The organism is Actinomadura formosensis (genome assembly GCF_050948385.1).
Classification (GTDB): Bacteria; Actinomycetota; Actinomycetes; order Streptosporangiales; family Streptosporangiaceae; genus Spirillospora; species Spirillospora formosensis.
This window is the reverse complement of record NZ_CP192011.1, coordinates 2,772,901-2,790,552: the sequence shown is the minus strand read 5'-3', so window position 1 is coordinate 2,790,552 and position 17,652 is coordinate 2,772,901. Positions and strand designations below refer to the sequence as shown.

Annotated in this window: 17 protein-coding genes; 2 read left to right on the top strand and 15 right to left on the bottom strand. The window is 75.1% G+C overall.

Annotation, left to right across the window (positions count from 1 at the left end):
• Nucleotides 1–10: 10 nt before the first annotated feature.
• Both ACQP1N_RS13205 and ACQP1N_RS13200 read right to left on the bottom strand, forming a co-directional pair.
• On the bottom strand, nt 11–1,057 hold the full coding sequence (locus ACQP1N_RS13205) for an LLM class F420-dependent oxidoreductase (RefSeq protein ID WP_067803902.1): 1,047 nt from the start codon (nt 1,055–1,057) through the stop codon (nt 11–13).
• A gap of 64 nt (nt 1,058–1,121) precedes the next feature.
• Entirely contained in the window at nt 1,122–1,787 is a 666-nt protein-coding gene (locus ACQP1N_RS13200) for an enoyl-CoA hydratase-related protein (protein WP_084263297.1), read from the bottom strand.
• A 144-nt stretch (nt 1,788–1,931) separates the two neighbouring features.
• On the opposite strand from ACQP1N_RS13200, the gene ACQP1N_RS13195 reads away from it, so the two are divergent.
• Nucleotides 1,932–2,507 carry a TetR/AcrR family transcriptional regulator gene (locus ACQP1N_RS13195; RefSeq protein WP_067803880.1) on the top strand — a complete coding sequence of 192 codons (576 nt, stop codon included), beginning with the start codon at nt 1,932–1,934 and terminating at the stop codon, nt 2,505–2,507.
• 11 nt (nt 2,508–2,518) lie between these two features.
• Here ACQP1N_RS13195 and aroQ read toward each other — a convergent pair whose 3' ends face one another.
• The 10 genes from aroQ to ACQP1N_RS13145 all read right to left on the bottom strand — a co-directional run bounded on the left by aroQ (nt 2,519) and on the right by ACQP1N_RS13145 (nt 12,282).
• Complete coding sequence (aroQ, locus tag ACQP1N_RS13190) at nt 2,519–2,968, bottom strand: type II 3-dehydroquinate dehydratase (protein WP_433231507.1); 450 nt, start codon at nt 2,966–2,968, stop codon at nt 2,519–2,521.
• The gene (gene aroB, locus ACQP1N_RS13185) at nt 2,965–3,954 is read right to left on the bottom strand and encodes a 3-dehydroquinate synthase (protein ID WP_433232690.1); all 990 of its coding nucleotides are present in this window, start codon (nt 3,952–3,954) and stop codon (nt 2,965–2,967) included. Before aroB ends, aroQ begins: the two co-directional genes overlap by 4 nt.
• An 80-nt stretch (nt 3,955–4,034) precedes the next feature.
• Nucleotides 4,035–4,568, bottom strand: a complete 534-nt coding sequence (locus ACQP1N_RS13180; protein ID WP_067803899.1) for a shikimate kinase — start codon at nt 4,566–4,568, stop codon at nt 4,035–4,037.
• Nucleotides 4,569–4,576: 8 nt separating this feature from the next.
• Entirely contained in the window at nt 4,577–5,755 is a 1,179-nt protein-coding gene (aroC, locus tag ACQP1N_RS13175; protein WP_067803866.1) for a chorismate synthase, read from the bottom strand.
• A gap of 86 nt (nt 5,756–5,841) precedes the next feature.
• Nucleotides 5,842–6,441 (bottom strand): nitroreductase family protein, encoded by a 600-nt coding sequence (locus ACQP1N_RS13170; RefSeq protein ID WP_067803863.1) that lies wholly within the window; start codon nt 6,439–6,441, stop codon nt 5,842–5,844.
• A 13-nt stretch (nt 6,442–6,454) separates the two neighbouring features.
• Complete coding sequence (locus ACQP1N_RS13165; protein ID WP_067803860.1) at nt 6,455–7,222, bottom strand: SDR family NAD(P)-dependent oxidoreductase; 768 nt, start codon at nt 7,220–7,222, stop codon at nt 6,455–6,457.
• On the bottom strand, nt 7,222–8,148 hold the full coding sequence (locus ACQP1N_RS13160; RefSeq protein WP_067803857.1) for a sulfotransferase: 927 nt from the start codon (nt 8,146–8,148) through the stop codon (nt 7,222–7,224). The genes ACQP1N_RS13165 and ACQP1N_RS13160 overlap by 1 nt, the downstream gene beginning before the upstream one ends.
• On the bottom strand, nt 8,148–9,407 hold the full coding sequence (locus ACQP1N_RS13155; RefSeq protein ID WP_433231503.1) for a DegT/DnrJ/EryC1/StrS family aminotransferase: 1,260 nt from the start codon (nt 9,405–9,407) through the stop codon (nt 8,148–8,150). The genes ACQP1N_RS13160 and ACQP1N_RS13155 overlap by 1 nt, the downstream gene beginning before the upstream one ends.
• A 32-nt stretch (nt 9,408–9,439) precedes the next feature.
• A complete protein-coding gene (locus tag ACQP1N_RS13150; protein WP_433231501.1) occupies nt 9,440–12,109 on the bottom strand; it encodes a type 2 lanthipeptide synthetase LanM family protein in 2,670 nt (889 codons plus the stop codon).
• Nucleotides 12,106–12,282 carry a hypothetical protein gene (locus ACQP1N_RS13145; RefSeq protein ID WP_157419292.1) on the bottom strand — a complete coding sequence of 59 codons (177 nt, stop codon included), beginning with the start codon at nt 12,280–12,282 and terminating at the stop codon, nt 12,106–12,108. Before ACQP1N_RS13145 ends, ACQP1N_RS13150 begins: the two co-directional genes overlap by 4 nt.
• A 194-nt stretch (nt 12,283–12,476) precedes the next feature.
• Between ACQP1N_RS13145 and ACQP1N_RS13140 the strand changes: the two genes are divergently transcribed.
• Nucleotides 12,477–13,346 carry a family 3 encapsulin nanocompartment shell protein gene (locus tag ACQP1N_RS13140; protein WP_217999844.1) on the top strand — a complete coding sequence of 290 codons (870 nt, stop codon included), beginning with the start codon at nt 12,477–12,479 and terminating at the stop codon, nt 13,344–13,346.
• A 405-nt stretch (nt 13,347–13,751) separates the two neighbouring features.
• Here ACQP1N_RS13140 and ACQP1N_RS13135 read toward each other — a convergent pair whose 3' ends face one another.
• From ACQP1N_RS13135 to ACQP1N_RS13125, 3 genes are all read right to left on the bottom strand, one after another.
• Complete coding sequence (locus ACQP1N_RS13135; RefSeq protein WP_433231497.1) at nt 13,752–15,191, bottom strand: MFS transporter; 1,440 nt, start codon at nt 15,189–15,191, stop codon at nt 13,752–13,754.
• Nucleotides 15,188–16,825, bottom strand: coding sequence for an AMP-binding protein (locus ACQP1N_RS13130; protein WP_433231494.1), 1,638 nt, complete (start codon nt 16,823–16,825; stop codon nt 15,188–15,190). The genes ACQP1N_RS13135 and ACQP1N_RS13130 overlap by 4 nt, the downstream gene beginning before the upstream one ends.
• 98 nt (nt 16,826–16,923) lie before the next feature.
• On the bottom strand, nt 16,924–17,619 hold the full coding sequence (locus ACQP1N_RS13125; protein WP_067803335.1) for an SseB family protein: 696 nt from the start codon (nt 17,617–17,619) through the stop codon (nt 16,924–16,926).
• Between the last annotated feature and the right edge of the window lie 33 nt (nt 17,620–17,652).

The window sequence follows — 17,652 nt, the reverse complement described above, 5'->3', positions numbered from 1 at the left end:
GCCCGGGCGGCTAAAGGTCGGCGGCCATCTCCTTGACCTTCTCGATCAGGGCGAGCCGGCCCTTGTGGTCGCCGGCGATCGGGGACACGTTCAGCGTGGTGACCCCGGACTCCCTCATCGCGGCGAGCCGCTCGCGGACGTGCCCCTCGGAGCCGATGAGCGACATCTTCTCCAGCAGTTCGTGCGGCACCTTCGCGGCGGCCTCGTCCTTCTTGCCGTCCAGGTACAGGTCCTGGATCTCCTCGGCCTCCTTCTCGAAGCCGTACCGGCGGGCGAGGTCGTTGTAGAAGTTCTTGCCCTTGGCCCCCATGCCGCCGATGTAGAGCGCCGCCATCGGGCGTCCGAACTCCAGGTAGTCCTGGACGTCGTCGCCGATGGCGAGCGCGGCCTGGCCGACCACGTCCAATTCGCCGAGGGCCGGGTCGCGGCGCGCCTTGCCGGCGGCGAGGGACGCACCCCACACGTCCGCGGCCTTCTCCGGCATGTAGAAGATCGGCTCCCAGCCGTTGGCGATCTCGGCGGTCTGCTCGACGTTCTTCGGGCCGATCGCGGCGACCAGGATCGGGATGTCGGCGCGCACCGGGTGGTTGATGAGCTTCAGCGCCTTGCCGAGGCCGGTGCCCCGGTCCTCCGGCAGCGGCAGCGTGTAGTACTTGCCGTCGTACTGGAGCCGCTCGCGCCGCCACACCTTGCGGCAGATCTCGATGACCTCGCGGGTGCGGCCGAGCGGCGCGGTGTAGGGGACGCCGTGGAAACCCTCGATGACCTGCGGGCCGGACGCGCCGATGCCGAGCGTGAACCGCCCGTCCGACACGTAGTCGAGGCCGGCGGCGGTCTGCGCCAGCGCGGTCGGCGTCCGCGAGTAGATGTTGAGGATGCCGGAGGCGATCTCCACCCGCTCGGTCTTGGCGGCGATGTAGCCCATCTGGCTCACCGCGTCGAAGCTGTACGCCTCCGCGACATAGACGATGTCGAGGCCGGCCTTCTCGTAGTCGGCCAGTTCCGCGACGGTCTCCTTGAAACCGCCCGAGTAGCTGAGCGCCATCCCGATGCGCATCGACATCCCCTCCCTAAACCGAATCTGATTCCAGTGGACCGTAACCCATTCCGCCGCCCCCGGGTCAGGGCAGGGCGGGACCGCGCAGCGCGTCCAGCGTCGGCCGGTACAGGTCGGTGCGGATCTTCGCGACGGTCCCGCCGTTCTTGCCCGCCAGCGACGCCGCCAGTTCGACGGCCGCGGGCAGGACCTCCTCCTCGGCGGCGATCCGCTGGACGATCCCGGCCTCCCGCGCCTGTTCGGCGGTGTACCGGCGGCCGGTCAGCATGGCCTCGTGCGCGGTGGCCTTCGACAGCCGTCCCTTGATCAGCGCGTTCATCCCCGGCGTGAAGCTCATCCCGAGATCGACCTCGGGCAGGCAGAAGTAGCCGCGGTCCGTCCGCATGACGGCGAAGTCGTGGCAGAGGGCGAGCATGCCGCCGCCGGCGAACGCGTGCCCGTTCAGCGCCGCGACCGTGGGCATCGGCAACTCCAGGACGCGCGCGAACAGGCCGTGGACGCGCCGCAGGTACTCCTCGAACTTGTCCCGGTTCGCGCCGAGCCAGTCCAGATCGAGGCCGTTGGAGTAGAACTTGCCGGTGCCCACGGTGACCAGGGCGCCGGGCCCGTCGTTCTTGGCCACGGTGTCGAGCGCGCCCTCGACCGCGCCGAGGAAGTCGGGGCCGAACCGGTTCTCACCGGCGTCGAACCGCAGGACGTACACGTCTCCGTCACGCTGGAGGTCGATCACGAGGTTCTCCTTCATCCGGGCCCGACCGGGCCCTACTCGCGAGTAGCCAGATCGTATCGGCAGGACGCCCGTCATGGGCACCTTCCTCTATGACGGTCGTCATGGGCAACGCGAACACCCTATGATGAATGTCATAATCGGCTCATGGGGACCGACAGCCGGGAACGCATGGTGCGCAGCGCCGCCTACCTCTTCCGCGAGCGCGGCTACAGCGGGACCGGGTTCCGCGACGTCATCGCGCACAGCGGCGCCCCGCGCGGGTCGATCTACCACCACTTCCCGAACGGCAAGGCGCAGCTCGCCGAGGAGGCCGTCCGCTACGCCGGCGACTTCCTCAACGCCGGCATCCTCGCCGCCACCGAGGGCGGCGACGCCGCGTCCGCCGTGGACGCCTTCGTCGGCTGGTGGCGGCAGGTCCTCATCAAGAGCGAGTTCCGGGCGGGCTGCCCCGTCGTCGCGGTCACCGTGGAGTCCCACGACGACGCCCCGCAGCTCGCCGCGGCCGCCGCCGCGGTGTTCGGCCGCTGGCAGGACACCCTCGCCACCGGCCTCGGCAACGCCGGTGTCCCCGACGACCGCGCCGCCCGCCTGGCCCGGCTCATCGTCGCCGCCGTCGAGGGCGCCACCATCCTCTGCCGCGCCCACCGCGACGTGGCCCCCCTGGACGACGTGGTGGCCGAGCTCAAGGACCTGACGCGGACCGCCGTCCGGGAGAGGTGACGGCGCCGGAGCTACGCGCGTTCCTCCTCGGCGAGCATCCCGGCGATCGCCTGGAGGGCCAGGACGTAGGACATGGGGCCGAAGCCGGCGATGGTGCCGGTGGCGACGCCCGCGACGACGGAGGTGTGGCGGAACTCCTCGCGGGCCGCGGGGTTGCTGATGTGGACCTCGACGAGCGGGGCGGTGCGCTGGGCGAGGGCGTCGCGCAGGGAGTAGGAGTAGTGGGTGAACGCGGCCGGGTTCAGCACCATCGGGACGCGTTCGTCGGCGGCCTCGTGCACCCAGCGCACCAGCTCGGCCTCGTCGTCGGTCTGCCGGACCTCGACATTGAGGTCGAGGCGGCGGCCGGTGTCGCGGCACAGGGCGGCGAGGTCGTCGAACCCGGTCGTCCCGTACACGTCGGGTTCGCGGGTCCCGAGGCGCCGGAGGTTGGGGCCGTTCAGGACGAGCACGCGGGTCATCGGCCGATCTCCCGGTAGGCGGCGGCGAGCAGCTCCTCGTCCGGGCCTTCGAGGCGGCCCGGCCGCGCGATGCCGTCCAGGACGACGAAGCGGAGCGTCTTCCCGCGTGACTTCTTGTCGATGGTCATGGTGGCGCGCAGGCCGGGCCAGTCGGCGGCGTAGGAGACCGGCAGGCCGACCGAGCCGAGGATGTCGCGGTGCCGCTGGACGGTCTCGGCGGGCAGGCGCCCGGCGAGACGGGACAGCTCGGCGGCGTAGACCATGCCGATCGCGACGGCGTGGCCGTGCCGGAACCGGTAGTCCTCGGCCTTCTCGATGGCGTGGGCGAGGGTGTGCCCGTAGTTGAGGATCTCGCGGAGGTCGCTCTCCCTGAGGTCGGCGGAGACGACGTCGGCCTTGACCCGGACGGCGCGTTCCACCAGCTCGCGGGTGTGCGGGCCGTCCGGGGACGCGGCGCCCTCCGGGTCGTCCTCGACCAGGTCCAGGATCGCGGGGTCGGCGATGAAACCGGCCTTGATGATCTCGGCGAGGCCGCTGACGTAGTCCTCGCGCGGCATGGTCATCAGCGTGGCCAGGTCGCACAGGACGCCGGCGGGCGGATGGAACGCGCCGACGAGGTTCTTGCCCTCGGGGATGTTGATGCCGGTCTTGCCGCCGACCGCCGCGTCCACCATGCCGAGCAGCGTCGTCGGGACCAGCACGGCCCGCACCCCGCGCAGCCACGACGCCGCCGCGAACCCGGCGAGGTCGGTGGTGGCGCCGCCGCCGACGCCGACGACCACGTCCGTGCGGGTCATGCCGGACCGGGCGAAGGACGACCACAGGCCGGCGAGGACACCGGCCTCCTTGGCCGCCTCGCCGTCCGGGACGGGCAGCGCGTGGACGGTGTGTCCGGCCTGTTCGAGCACGCCGCGGACGGGGTGCGCGATCTCCGGCAGGCCCTCGGCGTGCACGACGGCGACGGTGCGGGCGCCGCCACCGACCATGGCGGGCAGCTCGCCGAGGACGCCCGTCCCGATGACGACGTCGTACGGGTCGGGGCCGCCGACGCGCACCCGCGCGGGTGTCACTCTTCCTCCCCGCGCTCGCCGGCGGGGGCGGCGTCCAGCGCCGCCGCGATCTCTTCGACGATCTCGGCGGGGTCGCGGCCGTCGGTGTCGACGCTCACCGTGGCGAGCCGCTCGTAGACCGGCAGGCGCTCCTCCAGGAGCTTGCGCATCTGGCTGCGCGGGTTCAGCACGAGCAGCGGCCGCGCGGTCGCGAGGCCGACCCGCTTGATCGCCTCCGGCAGCCCGACCTTCAGGTAGACGACGGTGTGCCCGCCGAGCAGTTCCTGCGTCTCGGCGGCGAGGACGGCGCCGCCGCCGAGCGCGACGACGCCCCCGTGCTCGGCGAGGGCCGCCGCGACGGCCGCGCGCTCCAGTTCGCGGAAGCGCTCCTCGCCGTCGTCGATGAAGATCTCGCCGATCGGCTTGCCCGCCACGGCCTCGACATCGGTGTCGGTGTCGCGCAGCGGGACGCCGAGGCGCTCGGCGAGCGCGCCGCCTATCGTGGTCTTGCCCGAGCCGGGCGGCCCGATGATGACTGCCTTCGGTCGCATGGTCCCGTTCACTTGATCGTCAGGGCGGACAGGTATCCCCGCAGGTTGCGCGCGGTCTCCTCGGCGGAGTCGCCGCCGAACTTCTCCAGCGCCGCGTCCGCGAGGACCAGCGCCACCATCGCCTCGGCGACCACCCCGGCGGCGGGGACGGCGGTGACGTCGCTGCGCTGGTTGATCGCCTTGGCGGGCTCGCCGGTCCGCACGTCGATGGTGTCGAGGCGGCGCGGCACGGTCGAGATCGGCTTCATCGCGGCCCGGACCCGCAGCGCCTCGCCGGTCGTCATGCCGCCCTCGACGCCGCCGGCCCGGTTGGTGCGGCGGCGGACGCCCTCCGGGGTGCCGTCGATCTCGTCGTGCGCCCGCGATCCGGGGCGCCGCGCGGTGGTGAACCCGTCGCCCAGCTCCACCCCCTTGATCGCCTGGATGCCCATGAGGGCGCCGGCGAGCCGCGAGTCGAGCCGCCGGTCCCAGTGGACGTGGCTGCCGAGGCCGGGCGGCAGGCCGTAGGCGAGGACCTCCACGACGCCGCCGAGGGTGTCGCCGGCCTTCTTCATCTCGTCGATGTGCGCGACCATCCTGGCCGACGCCTCCGCGTCGAAGCAGCGCACCGGGCTCTGGTCCACCCGTGCGAGGTCGCCGGGCCCCGGCAGGACGCCGCCCGGCGCCTCGACCTCGCCGAGCGCGAGCACGTGGCTGAGGACGTCCACGCCGAGGGCCTGCTTGAGGAACGCCTTGGCGACCGTGCCGAGCGCGACCCGCGCCGCGGTCTCCCGGGCGCTCGCCCGCTCCAGCACGGGGCGGGCGTCGTCGAACCCGTACTTCTGCATGCCGACGAGGTCGGCGTGCCCGGGCCTCGGCTGCGACAGCGGCGCGTTGCGCGCCTGGGCCGCAAGGACGGCGGCGTCCACGGGGTCGGCCGACATGACCGTCTCCCACTTGGGCCACTCGGTGTTGCCGACCTCGATCGCGACCGGCCCGCCGAGCGTCACCCCGTGCCGGACCCCGCCGAGGATCGTCACCTCGTCCTGCTCGAACTTCATCCGGGCGCCCCGCCCGTGCCCGAGCCGCCGGCGGCGCAGTTCCTCGACGATGTCCGCCGAGGTCACGCGCACACCGGCCGGCAGCCCCTCCACGATCGCGGTCAGGGCCGGGCCGTGGGACTCCCCCGCGGTCAACCAGCGCAGCATGCGAACGATCCTATTGAGTCCGCGCACCCGCCCGTGACGGCGTCCACCATCTGAGAGGCCCGGCCGCGGGGTCCGGCGGCCCGGTCCTAGCCGGGCCGCTCCCAGGATTCGTGGCGGACGAGGGCGTCGAGGGGTTTGCGCATCGAGCGCAGGCGGGCGGTGTCGGACGGCGGTGTGGCGTCCTCGCGGGGGTGGCCGATCGTGATGACGCCGACCACGGCGATGTCGTCCGGCAGGCCGAGCAGCGCCTTGAGCTCGTCCGTGCGGCGGACGGTCGCGAACCCCGCCGCGAGGCCCGCGTCGATCGCGGCGAGCTGGAGCAGCATGAGGAACGCCCCGGAGTCGACCCACCAGTAGGGGGCGGGCCAGTCGATCTCCTCGCCGTCGATGAGCTTGTCGGGCCGGGTGTAGCGGTCGTGGTAGTCGTCCTCGCGGATGCCGAGGACCATGAGCACCGGCGCGACCGACAGCCACCTGTCCGGGTAGAGGTGCTCCTCGGCGCATTCGGCGATGCGCTCGCGGGTCGCGCGGCGGGTCACCACGACCAGGCGGTGGCCCTGGCTGAACCCGGCGCTCGGTGCCCTGCGGATCACCCGGACGATCTTCTCCACGGTCTCGGCGGGGACGGGGTCGTCCCGGTAGCGGCGGACCATCCGCCGGGCCGCGAGCACATCGTCGAACTCCACTGCGTCTCCGTTCTCAGATGCCCTGGCTGAGGCCGCCGTCGACCAGCAGCGTCGTTCCGGTGATGAACCCGGCCCGCTCGGAGGCGAGGAACGCGGCGGCGGCGCCGAAGTCGCCGGGCGCGCCGAGGCGGCCGAGCGGGACGCCGGCGGCGATCTCCGCCAGGTCCGCGTCGCGGTCGGCGCCGAGGAGCGCCTCGACGGCGGGGGTGAGGTGGTAGCCGGGTGCCAGGACGTTGACGGTGACCCCGGCCGGGCCCAGTTCGCGGACGAGCGCCTTGGCGAACCCGGCGAGCGCGGGCCGCACGGTGCTGGACAGCGCGAGCCGGGGCGTCGGCTGCCGCATCGTCTCGGAGGCGATCATGAGCACGCGGCCCCAGCCCGCCTCCACCATGTGCGGGACCGCCGCCTGGACGAGCGCGATGTGCGACAGCACGCACAGGTCGACCGCGTCGCGGTAGGCGTCCAGGCCGAACCCGAGTCCGGGGCCGGGCGGCGGGCCGCCCGCGTTCGTCACCAGGACGTGGGGCCCGCCGAGGTCGGCGGCGGTGCGTTCCACCCAGGCGGCCGCCGCGGCGTGGTCGCGGACGTCGAGCCGGGCGGGGACGGCTCGTCCCGGGCCCGCCGCGCCGATCTGCTCGGCGGCCGCCTCCAGCTTCGCCTCGTCGCGCCCGCAGAACGCGACGTCCGCGCCGGCGGCGGCGAGTTCACGGGCGGTGGCCAGGCCGAGGCCGCTGGTCGCGGCGGCGACCAGCGCGACCCGGCCGCACAGGCCGAGATCCATCAGACCCCCTCGGGGACGCGGGCGGGGACGGGACGCAGCGGGTAGCCGTAGCGGGCCAGCAGCGGCGCGGCGAGCGCGGTGGCGACGACGCGGGCGGAGGCGGGCTGGGCGCGCACCCATGCGTCGTCCTCCCGTATCCGGACGCGGCCCTGCCGCAGCCGGTCGGGGTTGCCGGTCACGGTGTGGTTGACGCCGAGCCGGGCGGTGCCGTCGCCGCCGACGGGCGGGTCTCCGGTGAGACCCGCGTGCGCCATCACCCGCATCAGCTCGGCGCGGGGGCGCGCGGTGAAGTCCTCGTAGCGGAGCCGCAGGCAGCGGCCGGGGAACGCGTGGGCGACACGTTCGGACGCCAGGTTGAACCCCGTCCAGTAGGCGGTGCTGCGGGCGGGGCCCATCGCCGGGATGTACTCCTTCGCGCGCCGCCACGACTCGGCGGTGGCGCGCGGGTCGCGCACGACGTGCAGGACGCGGGCGTCCACGCCGGGCGCGCCGCACAGCGCGGCGGCCTCGGCGGGGAACTTGCCGGTGTCGACGACGAGCCCGGCGCCGGTCTCGGCGGCGATCGCCTCGTACAGCCGGACCAGGTCGCGCACGGCCGGCACGGGAGGGCGGGCGTGCCGGGCGTCGGCGAGCCGGCGGCCGGTGTGCCGGGTCCGCAGCGCGGCCCGCTGGCGCCCGGCGGCGCGTTCGGCGTGCCAGGCGGGATCGTCACCGGCGAGCCGCCCGATGACGGCCTTCCACAGCGGGCACGACGCGAGCTCCCGCCCGCAGCCGCAGAGCGTGTTGGTGCCGCGGCCGAGGACGCCGTTCGTCCACAGGTAGCGGAGTTCGCCGGTGTGGACGGCGCCGGGCACCTCGCCGAGGAGGTTGCCGAGCAGGGTCGTTCCGCTGCGGCACCAGCCCGTCACGTACAGGACGCGGACCATCAGACGCGTCCGGTGCCGGAGCCGACGACCTTCCGGACGGCCTCGACGACGTGGTCCCGGTCGCGTTCGGTGAGGTTGGCCGACAGCGGGATGTCGATCGACTCGTCGAGCCGCGCGGCCGTCGCGGGGTACTCGGCGCGGGCACGGTCCGCGTCCGGGAACAGGAACCGCCAGTTCCAGAACGCGCGGACGTTGGTGTCGCCGGGGTCGCCGAGGGCGCGGGCGCCGATGCCCTCGGCGCGCAGCGCGGCGGCGGTCCACGCGGTGGCGCGGGCGCCGGCGCCGGGCAGCCGGAAGACGAGCGCCTCGCCGAGGTAGGCGTGGTCGGCGACGGGGCGGCGCAGCGCGATGCCGGGCACGCCGGCGAGCCGCCCGGCGACGTCGTCGTAGTTGCGGCGGTGGGCGGCGAGCCGGTCGGGCAGCCGGCGCAGCATCGGCCGGGCGAGCGCGGCGCGGATCTCGTCCATCCGCAGGCTGTAGATCGGCAGCGCCAGGTCGTCGACGGGGGGCGGCGGCCCGTCGAAGTGCCGCGCCATGCGTCCCTCGTAGGCGCCGGAGTAGACGACCGCGCGGGCGTGCACGGCGGGGTCGCGGGCGAGCAGGAATCCGCCCTCGCCGGTGTTGAGCGACTTGTCGGACTGGGTGCTGAACGCGCCCGCGTCGCCGAACGTGCCGAGCGGGCGGCCGTTGAGCCGGGCGCCGAGCGCGGGCACCGCGTCCTCGACGACGGGGACGCCGCGCTCGCGGGCGAGGGCGCAGATCGCGTCCATGTCGGAGGCGAACCCGCGCATGTGCACGACGACGATCGCGCGGACGTCGGGTGTGAGGCGGCGGCGCAGGTCGGCCACGTCCAGGTGCAGATCGTCGTCGCATTCGACGAGGACGGGGCGGTGCCCGGCGAGCAGGATCGCGCTGGGCGTCGCGGCGAAGGTGAAGGCGGGGCAGGCGACGGGCGAGCCGGGCGGCAGGTCGAGCGCGAGCAGCGCCAGGGTGATCGCGGCGGTGCCGCTGGCGCACGACAGCGCGTGCGGGACGCCGAAGTACGCGCACAGGTCCCGCTCGAACCGGCCGGTCTGCGTCTCGGCGTAGGGGCGGTGGTCGTAGCGGAAGTAGAGCCGGTCCCGGATCGCGTCGAGCGCGGCGTGCAGGTCGTCCTCGTCGATGAAGACGTCGCCCTTGTCGTAGGTCGGCCAGGGGTCGGTGCGCACCGGCGCGGCGCCGTCGATGGCGAGCAGGCCGGGCTGAACGTCCACGGTCATGTCGTCTCCTCCACGGGGAACGGGAGCATGGCTCAGGGGTGCGGGGGCGCCAGCGTGAGCACTGGGGGCACGTCGGCGGGGAACGCGCGGCGCAGCAGCCCGAAGCCGATGCCGGACAGGCCGGCGAGCAGGCCGGGGGCGGGGACGGGCAGGGCGGTGCGCCATCCGGCGGGCGGGCGGGCGGCGGGCTCGCCGAGGGCGGTCAGCAGGTCCAGCAGCCCGGACGTGCCGTGGCAGAGCGAGTCGTCCGGGAGCGGGCCGGCCGCGCGGGCGGTCGCGGCGGCGGTGCCGAGGGAACGCTCCAGGCCGGTGTCGGCGAACACGGTGTCGCCGAGCACTGAGCGCAGTTCCAGCAGGGCGAGGCCGGTCCCGGCGGCGCCCTGGCACCAGCCGGGCTCGGCGCCCGCGGCCGGGGCGGCGAGCGCCCGCGCGCGGGACGCGTGGCGCGGGTCGCCGAGCAGGGCGTGCAGGCGGGCCAGGGCGACCGCCGCGCCGGGCGCGCCGTATCCGAAGCCGGGGCCGGCCGGGTCCATGGCCATGAGCCGTTCACCGGCGGCCCGTGCCGCCTCCCTCACCCGCCCGTCGGGCAGCACGGCGTGCAGGGCGAGCGCGGACAGGAGCACGCCGGCCTCGCCGTCCAGGACGTCCGGGCCGGGCGCCGCGGGGGTGGCGAGCAGCGCGTCGCGTGCCGTCTCGGCCAGGTCGGCGCGGCCGTGGACGGCGGCGGCGTGCGCGAGATGGTGGACGGGGCCGGGGCCCGCCGCGCCGGCGCGGACCCGGCGGGCGACCTCGTCCGCGACCCGTTCCGCCAGCCTCCCGGCCCGCGGCTCGCCCGTCACGGCGGACAGGTACGACAGGAACAGCCCGATGCCGGGCAGGCCGCCGTAGAGGTCGAGCCCGGCGGGCACGACGCGGCGGGACGCGGCGTCCACGACCTCGACGGTGAGCCAGCCGATCCGGTCGCCGTCCCGCACGGCCGTCTCCTCCAGCCGCCGGGCGATCTGCAGGGCGTGCCGGACGGGGTCGTCGCCGGGCGCGGCGGGGACGCGGTGCCCGGCGCGCGGCCGGGTGTCCAGCGCGGCCAGGCTCGCGTCGATGATCTCCGTCTGGGCGGCGAGGTCGCTCTCGCCCAGCGCGGCGAGCCGCACCGCGGTCTCCTCCAGCGGCGCGGCCGGCAGGACGCCGGGCAGGCGTGTCCCGTCCTCCAGCCACACGTCGCGGTGCCCGGGGCGGATCTCGAACACCGGTACCTCGCCGCGCCGCAGCGCCGCCTTCTCCGCGCCGATGAGCGTCTCGCGGTGCGGGACGCCGGGCCAGCCGGCGTCGAGCCGGGCGAGCCCGCGTTCGTGGACGGCGGGATCGCGCACCGCCTCCGGCCGCCAGCCCTCCAGCAGGAGCCGGACATAGAGGAACGTCGACAGCTGGATCAGCCGGACCGGGACGTCCGCGCAGCCGTGCAGCGGCCCGCCCGGCGCGAGCAGGCCGGTTCCGGCGGCGGCCAGGCGGCGGTAGGCGAAGGCGTACCCGGCGGCGAGCGCGTCCCGGTACGGGCGCGGGTCGACGGTGCCGCCGTCCGGCGTGCGCAGCCGCCCGGCGGGCGCGGGAACGCTCCGGTAGCCGAGCCTGACCCGCATCCGGTCGGTGCCCGGCTCCTCGACGATCGGCGTGGGGATGAGGGAGCGGCGGCCCGGGGAGATGCCGAGCGGGCTGATGTCGACGCCGAAGGGACGTTCGGTGCCGGCGTCGGGCATGACGAGCGGGCCGGGCAGCAGGCCGGTGCGCAGCACGGACGCGGCCAGCCGCTCGGCGGCCGGGTCGCCGAGCCGCGCGCGGCGCGCCATCGGCTGCGTCCCCTCGGTGTGGAACAGCGCCTCCAGGTCGATCACCACGGGGTCGGCGCCCGCGGCGATCACGTTGTCGGCGTGCAGGTCGTAGCCGTGCACCGGGTGGGTCAGCGCGAGCAGCGCGCCCATCCGCCAGAAGAACGCCGGGAGCCGCTCCCGCGCGCAGGGGGCGGGCTCGATGTACTCGCTCCAGCCCCGGTCGCCGCGGTCCAGCACCCGGGGCCGCCGCAGCGGGTGCGCCACGCCGCCGGACGCGTTGAACCAGCCGAGGAGCCGGTCGAAGCAGTGGTCGATGGCCAGGCTCCGCGGCTTGTAGACGACCGTGCCGCGCTCGAAGCGGACGAGCGCGACCGTCCGCCCGCCGCGGTGCGTCTCGGCGGACCCGAAGACGACGTCGGCGACGGCCCCGAGCTCCCCGAAGGTCTCGGTGAGGGCGGGCAGGTCGGCGGCGAGGTCGCGGGCGAAGGCCGCGCGGGCGGCGACCCAGCCGTCCAGCAGGGCGGCGGCCTGCCGGGCGAGGACGGGGTACTCCGCCCAGATCCGCCGTGCGTTCTCCGGTTCGCGCAGGCTCCGCAGGAAGGACGCGTAACGCTGTTCAGGGGTCGCCCCGGGCAGTCCCCGCCGCCTCGCCGCGGCGAGTTCGCGCGTCAGCGCCGGCTGGACGGCCATCGCGAGCCAGCCGAGCGGCGGTTCGCGGACGAGCGGCTCCGCGAGCCCGTCCGGCAGCGCGGGCAGCGCGCGCAGCCGGTCGCGCAGGCCGTCCCGCGCCGCGCCGATCAGGGGCCGCGCGATCTCCAGCAGGCCCAGCCCGCCCAGGTCGCCGGAGGCACCGGAACGGGCCGCCGTCGCGGTGCTCATCCCGCGTCACCCGGCGCGCCGCCGGCCTTCGGCTCCCCGTCGCGGGTCAGGACGCGCAGGGGGCAGCCGGGGGCCGGGCGGACGGCCGGGCGCGGGCCCGTTCCGCGCAGGGGATCGAGCACGGGATCGGCGAATCCCATGGCCCACCCGGTGTCATTATCCGTCTCCGGCATGTCACCTCCCTTGCAATACGCTACGAAGTTCTACCATGGCCAATTTTTTCAAACAAGATCGACGGAGGCCCTTTTCATTTCTCCTTCTCCGTGCTTACTCTCTGGGTTGGCACGGTGCAGGACCGGCATCGTGCATTTGTCGGCCGGCCCGAGATCCGGGTGGCCGCGCAAAGCATGGCTGAGGGGAGTTCTCCGTGCTGGACTACCTCATCGACGACCCCGCGCTGCGTGTCCGCAGCCCGGGCGAGGAACTGGCGATCGCGGTCGCGCGGGCGGCCGGCGGCGACGCGGCGGTCCGGCTCCGGGCGCCGCTGACCACGCTGTTCCCGCTCGCCTCGACCCGGCCGCGGCCGACCGTCCGCGAGCAGGCCAAGGGCGGCACCGTCACCGACCGGACCCTGCGTTACGTGCGGGAGCACCGGGACACCGGGCGCGACGCCGAACGCGGAACCCGCTACGACGCGACGCCCGAGGCGGTGTTCCGCCCGGCGGTCGCCAAGGCCGAGCTGACGGAGATCTCCGTCGCCGTCCCGGTCCCCGCCGACCTGTGCGCCGACCCCGCCCTGCTCGCCCGGTTCGTCGACCACCGCGTGACCGTCCGCCTGTGCACCGTGGAGAACGAGGTGCTGCTGCACGGCAGCGGCGACGGCGCGATCCCCGGCCTGCTGCGCCTGGACGGCCTGCGCCGCCGCGCCGCGCCGCAGCGGGACGCGCGGGCCGGCGGGGTGATGGACGCGCTGATGAGCGGCTGCGCCGAGGTCGAGGAGATGGGCGGCTCATGCGACGGGCTGGTCATGCACCCCGCCCTGTACTGGCGGCTCGTGGGCGGCGGCGCACTGCCCTCGCTGGATGCGGCCGGGCTGCGCGTCACCCGCACCCGCATGATCGGGCGGGACCGGGTGCTGCTCGGCGACTTCCGCGCGGGCATCACCCTGCTGGACGGGGAGGAGTCGACGCTCGCGCTGCGCCGCCCGGCCGGCGACGGGGACGCGACGATCAGTGCCGCGATGCGGCTCGGCCTGGCCGTGCACCTGCCCCAGCACTTCCTCCTCCTCGCCCTCTGACCCGCCCTTCGGCTCCCCCGGACGCGGTCGCCCCGGGCGCCCCCGCCGTGCCCGATCCGGCCGCACCGCTCCCCCGGGCCCGGATGTCCGGACCCGTGCAAGCCGAGAAGTGGAGGTGACCCGTATGCGCACGCCCCCGTGGTGACGTTCCGCGCCCGTTCCCGTCCCGGCGAGACCAGGAGGTGAATCGCATGCGCACGAAGCCGTGGTGATTTCATCCGCACCCTCGACGATTCTTCACCCCCGAGGAGGAAAAATGCGCACGACTCCGTGGTAAGCCATCACCGGCACTCCGCGAACAACAGGAAGGCATCACAACAATGGCCACGTGCCGATGCCGTTGATGTCATCCACATTTCAACCGAGCAATTTCGGTCGTACTGATTCGCGGCAGTGGGCGCCGGATCACCGATGCCGGCGCAGCGGCGCCCGCGGTACCCTCCAGGGCCGCGGGCGCCCCCCTTTCACCGCGGCGGCGCCGGTGAGCGCCGTCGCCAGCAGGCCCGCCGCGAGCCCCGCCCAGGCGACGTGGAACGCCGTCCCGGTCGGCTCGTGCAGCACCGCCGCGAGGCCGCCGATGCCGGCCGCCGCGCCGGCGGACCGGGCCAGCATGATCAGCGCGCTGCCGCTGCCGAACCGGGCGGGCGGGACGGCCTCCATCGCGATCGTCTCGATCGCCACGGCGGCGGCCGCCATCCCGGCCGTCCCGGCCACCAGCGCGGGCAGCAGCACCACCGGGTAGCTCCGCCCGGCGCCGAGCGCCTCCGCCGCAAGGGGCCAGCACCAGCCGGCGGCGCCGAGCGCGCCGCCGGCGACCGTGACCGTCCGCGCGCCCGCCCGGCGCACCAGCGACCCGCTCCGCCAGGAGACGACGGCCGAGGTCAGCGGGCCGGGAGTGAGCGCGAACCCGGCGGCGAGCGCCGAGTAGTCCCACCGCGCGGTCAGGAACAGCGCCACACACAGCGCCACCGCGAACTGGGTGACGCTGAGCAGCGCCATCGCCGCGTTGCCCGCCGCCGTGGACGCGGCCCGCAGCAGCGTGAAGTCGGCCGCCGGGCGGGGATGCCGCAGCGACCGGCGCACCCCGAGGCACGTCAGCGCGGCGCCGGCGGCGATCGCGGCGCCGGTCCGGGTGTCCGTCCAGCCCCACTCCGGGCCCTGCACGACGCCCAGCACCAGTGCGGCGATACCGCCCGCGAGCAGCACCGTGCCGAGCAGATCGGGCATCCCGTGCCCGTGCGCGCGGCGGGCCGGGACGCCGGCCGCCGCGCAGGCCAGGGCGAGCGCGCCGAGCGGCAGGTTGATCAGGAAGATCCAGCGCCAGCCGCCGAGCGCCAGCAGCGCGGCGCCGAGCGCGGGCCCGCTCGCGCCGGCGACGCCCGCGGCGGCGCCGAGCAGCCCGAACGCGTGCCCGGCCCGGCCGGGGAACTCGCTCAGCCCGACCGAGATCGACAGCGCGACGACCGCGCCGCCGCCGGTGGCCTGCAGCATCCGCGCCAGCACGAGCCCGAGCGGCCCGCCGGCGAGCGCGCAGGCGGCCGAGCCGAGGGTGAACACCGCGAGCCCGCCGAGGAAGATCCGCTTCGGCCCGAGCCGGTCGGCCATCCCGCCGGCGGGCAGCAGGACGGCGGCGAACACCACCGTGTACGCGGTGATCGTCCAGGAGAGCCCGGCGAGGGTGCTGCCCGGGAAGGCCCGCAGCAGCTGCGGGATCGCGACGCTGACGATGTTGTAGTCGATCACCGCCATGACGTTGGCGAGGATGACGGACGTCAGCGCCAGGCCCCGGCGCCGGGACGGGCGCACCGGCGCGGCGGGCCGTCCGGCGAGCGACCCGGTGCTCACCGCGCGGTGTCGGTGCGCGCCCTCCGGGCGAACTCCTCCTCAAGGACGCGTTTGCGGACCTTCCCCGTCGGGGTCTTGGGCAGCTCGGCGACGATCTCCAGCCGGTCGGGCTCGTAGCCGGGCGTCATCCCCGCGTCCGCGACCCGTTTCCGCAGGTCCTCCAGCGTGGGCGGCGCGGTGCCCGGCGCGGGGACGACGACGGCGACGATGGTCTCGCCGAGCAGCGGTTCCGGCTCCCCGACGACCGCGACCTCGGCGACGCGCGGGTCGGCGCGCACGATGTCCTCGACGGTGACGCCGGGGACGTGCAGCCCGCCCTTGTTGATCATGTCCTTGGTACGGCCGATGATCTTGATGCCGCCGCGCCCGTCCGGCCGGGCCAGGTCGCCGGTGGCGAACCAGCCGTCGTGCAGCGCGGCGGCGAACACCTCGTCGGCGCCCTCGTAGCCCAGGCACATGTTCGCGCCGCGGACCTCCAGCCGTCCCGGCCCGTCCTCGACGACGGCGCCGTCCTCGTCCACCAGCCGCACCGACATCCACTCGACGGGCCGGCCGTCGCTGCGGGACGCCCAGTCCGGCGGGTCGTCCGGGCGGCTGATCGTGACGCCGCCGTTCTCGGTCATCCCCCACAGCGACCGGACGGGGAGGCCGAACGTCTCGTGGAACCGTCCCGGCAGGTCCGGCGGGATCGGGGTGGACCCGGTGACCATGTGCCGCAGCGCCACCGTCCGCGGGTTCTCCCGCTGCTCGGCCACCAGCTCGTCCAGGATGAGCGGGGTGAAGTACGCGGCGGTGATCCCGTACTCGGCGGCGAGGTCGAGGAAGTCGCCGGGGTTGAACGCGTCCGCCCACACGGCCGTCGCGCCGGCGACGAGCGGCGCCAGCATCCCGTAGAGCCAGCCGCCCTGCCCGCCGACGATGCACGGCGTGGACAGCACGTCGTCCTCGCCGAGCCCGAGCGGGACGGTGTAGGAACGTGCCATCGCGTACAGCGTGTTGTGGGAGTGCCGGACGCCCTTCGGCCGCCCGGTCGTCCCCGACGTGTACATGATCTGGAACACGTCGTCGCCGGACGGCCGGTGCCGGGGCGCGGCGCCGTCCGCCGCGAGCAGCCCGTCCTCGAAGCCGATCGCGCCATCGGGGACCTTCTCCCCCACCACGATCTGGTGGCGCAGCGCGGGCAGCCGGTCCCGCATGCCGGCGATGGTCGCGGCGATGTCCAGCCCGCGCACCCCGTCCAGCGACACCACGGCCCGGGCCCCGGACTCGCGCAGGATCCACTCGGTGTCGACGGCGCCCGTCGCGATGTAGTACGGCACCACGACCGCTCCGGCGCGCCCGCAGCCGAGCGCGAGGACGGTGGCCTGCCACTGGTTGACGAGCTGCATCGCGACGCGGTCGCCGGGGCCGATCCCCAGCGCGGCGAGGCCCGCCGCGCACCGGTCCACCAGCTCGGCGAGCCGCGCGTAGGTGAGGACGGTGTCGGGCGCGTCCCCGGTCTCCCAGACATGCCCGACCACCGCCGGACGGTCCGGGGCGGCGGCCGCCCACCGGTCGAGATCGTCCAGGAATGTTCCGTCCCGCCACCAGCCCCGCCGCCGGAACTCCTGTGCGTCGTGAAGGACCGTCACCATCGACCCCTTCCATGCCGGGTGACTTGATCATGACCACGGCGCGGCGGGAACGGCAACGGCCAGTCTTGACGAAGACCGACGGGGCCGGCGCGAACGATCTACGGGCGCACGACGTTCAGCTCGACGGCGCCGACGACGCGGCCGCGCAGCACTTCGGCGAGCCGGTCGGACACCCGCTGCACGGTGGCGCGCTCGTCGTGCCCGGGAACGACGGCGAACCGCACGGCGACCTCGGCGGACGTCCCCTCCAGCACGCGGACACCGGTCACGGACGGCTCGGAGCCGAACGCCGCCTCGACCGCCGCGAGGACGTCCGGGTCCTCGTGCGGCGGCGGGAGGGGACCGCCCTCGGCGAGCAGATGCAGGTGCAGGCCCTCCACGGCGAACGGGACGGGGCCCGCCACGTCCACGACCAGCGCGTCGGCGCCCTCGTCGAGCGCGGCACGGCACGCGTCGGCGCCGAGTACCGACACCGGGCGGGCGTCGGCGCGCCACGCCTTCATCGTCTCGGTGCAGGTGAAGCCGAGCACGCCGCGCCGCCCGTCGTCCCCGATCAGCGTCGGCAGCGCCATCTCGCTGGTCTTCTCGCGCCGCAGCTCACCGGGCTCGACGTCCTCCTCCTCGGTGAGGACGGCGACGATCGGCACCAGCAGCCGGGCGCCCTGCAGCAGCCGCAGCACCGCGTGCGCCCCGATGCGCCCGGCCGCGTACCCGGCGAGCACTTCGGCCAGCCGGGGGTCGGCGCTTCCGTCGTCACCGGGGAACTGCGGTTCGGGAATGGTCAGTCCGGACACGGCAGGAAGGCTATAACCTCCGGCGACCGCCAT

Excerpts from the sequence above, each read along its gene's own strand:
- ACQP1N_RS13205 (WP_067803902.1), bottom strand. The coding sequence starts at position 1,057 with ATGCGCATCGGGATGGCGCTCAGCTACTCGGGCGGTTTCAAGGAGACC.
- ACQP1N_RS13195 (WP_067803880.1), top strand. The coding sequence starts at position 1,932 with ATGGGGACCGACAGCCGGGAACGCATGGTGCGCAGCGCCGCCTACCTC.
- aroQ (WP_433231507.1), bottom strand. The coding sequence starts at position 2,968 with ATGACCCGCGTGCTCGTCCTGAACGGCCCCAACCTCCGGCGCCTCGGG.
- aroB (WP_433232690.1), bottom strand. The coding sequence starts at position 3,954 with ATGGTCGGTGGCGGCGCCCGCACCGTCGCCGTCGTGCACGCCGAGGGC.
- ACQP1N_RS13180 (WP_067803899.1), bottom strand. The coding sequence starts at position 4,568 with ATGCGACCGAAGGCAGTCATCATCGGGCCGCCCGGCTCGGGCAAGACC.
- aroC (WP_067803866.1), bottom strand. The coding sequence starts at position 5,755 with ATGCTGCGCTGGTTGACCGCGGGGGAGTCCCACGGCCCGGCCCTGACC.
- ACQP1N_RS13165 (WP_067803860.1), bottom strand. The coding sequence starts at position 7,222 with ATGGATCTCGGCCTGTGCGGCCGGGTCGCGCTGGTCGCCGCCGCGACC.
- ACQP1N_RS13160 (WP_067803857.1), bottom strand. The coding sequence starts at position 8,148 with ATGGTCCGCGTCCTGTACGTGACGGGCTGGTGCCGCAGCGGAACGACC.
- ACQP1N_RS13155 (WP_433231503.1), bottom strand. The coding sequence starts at position 9,407 with ATGACCGTGGACGTTCAGCCCGGCCTGCTCGCCATCGACGGCGCCGCG.
- ACQP1N_RS13150 (WP_433231501.1), bottom strand. The coding sequence starts at position 12,109 with ATGAGCACCGCGACGGCGGCCCGTTCCGGTGCCTCCGGCGACCTGGGC.
- ACQP1N_RS13145 (WP_157419292.1), bottom strand. The coding sequence starts at position 12,282 with ATGCCGGAGACGGATAATGACACCGGGTGGGCCATGGGATTCGCCGAT.
- ACQP1N_RS13130 (WP_433231494.1), bottom strand. The coding sequence starts at position 16,825 with ATGGTGACGGTCCTTCACGACGCACAGGAGTTCCGGCGGCGGGGCTGG.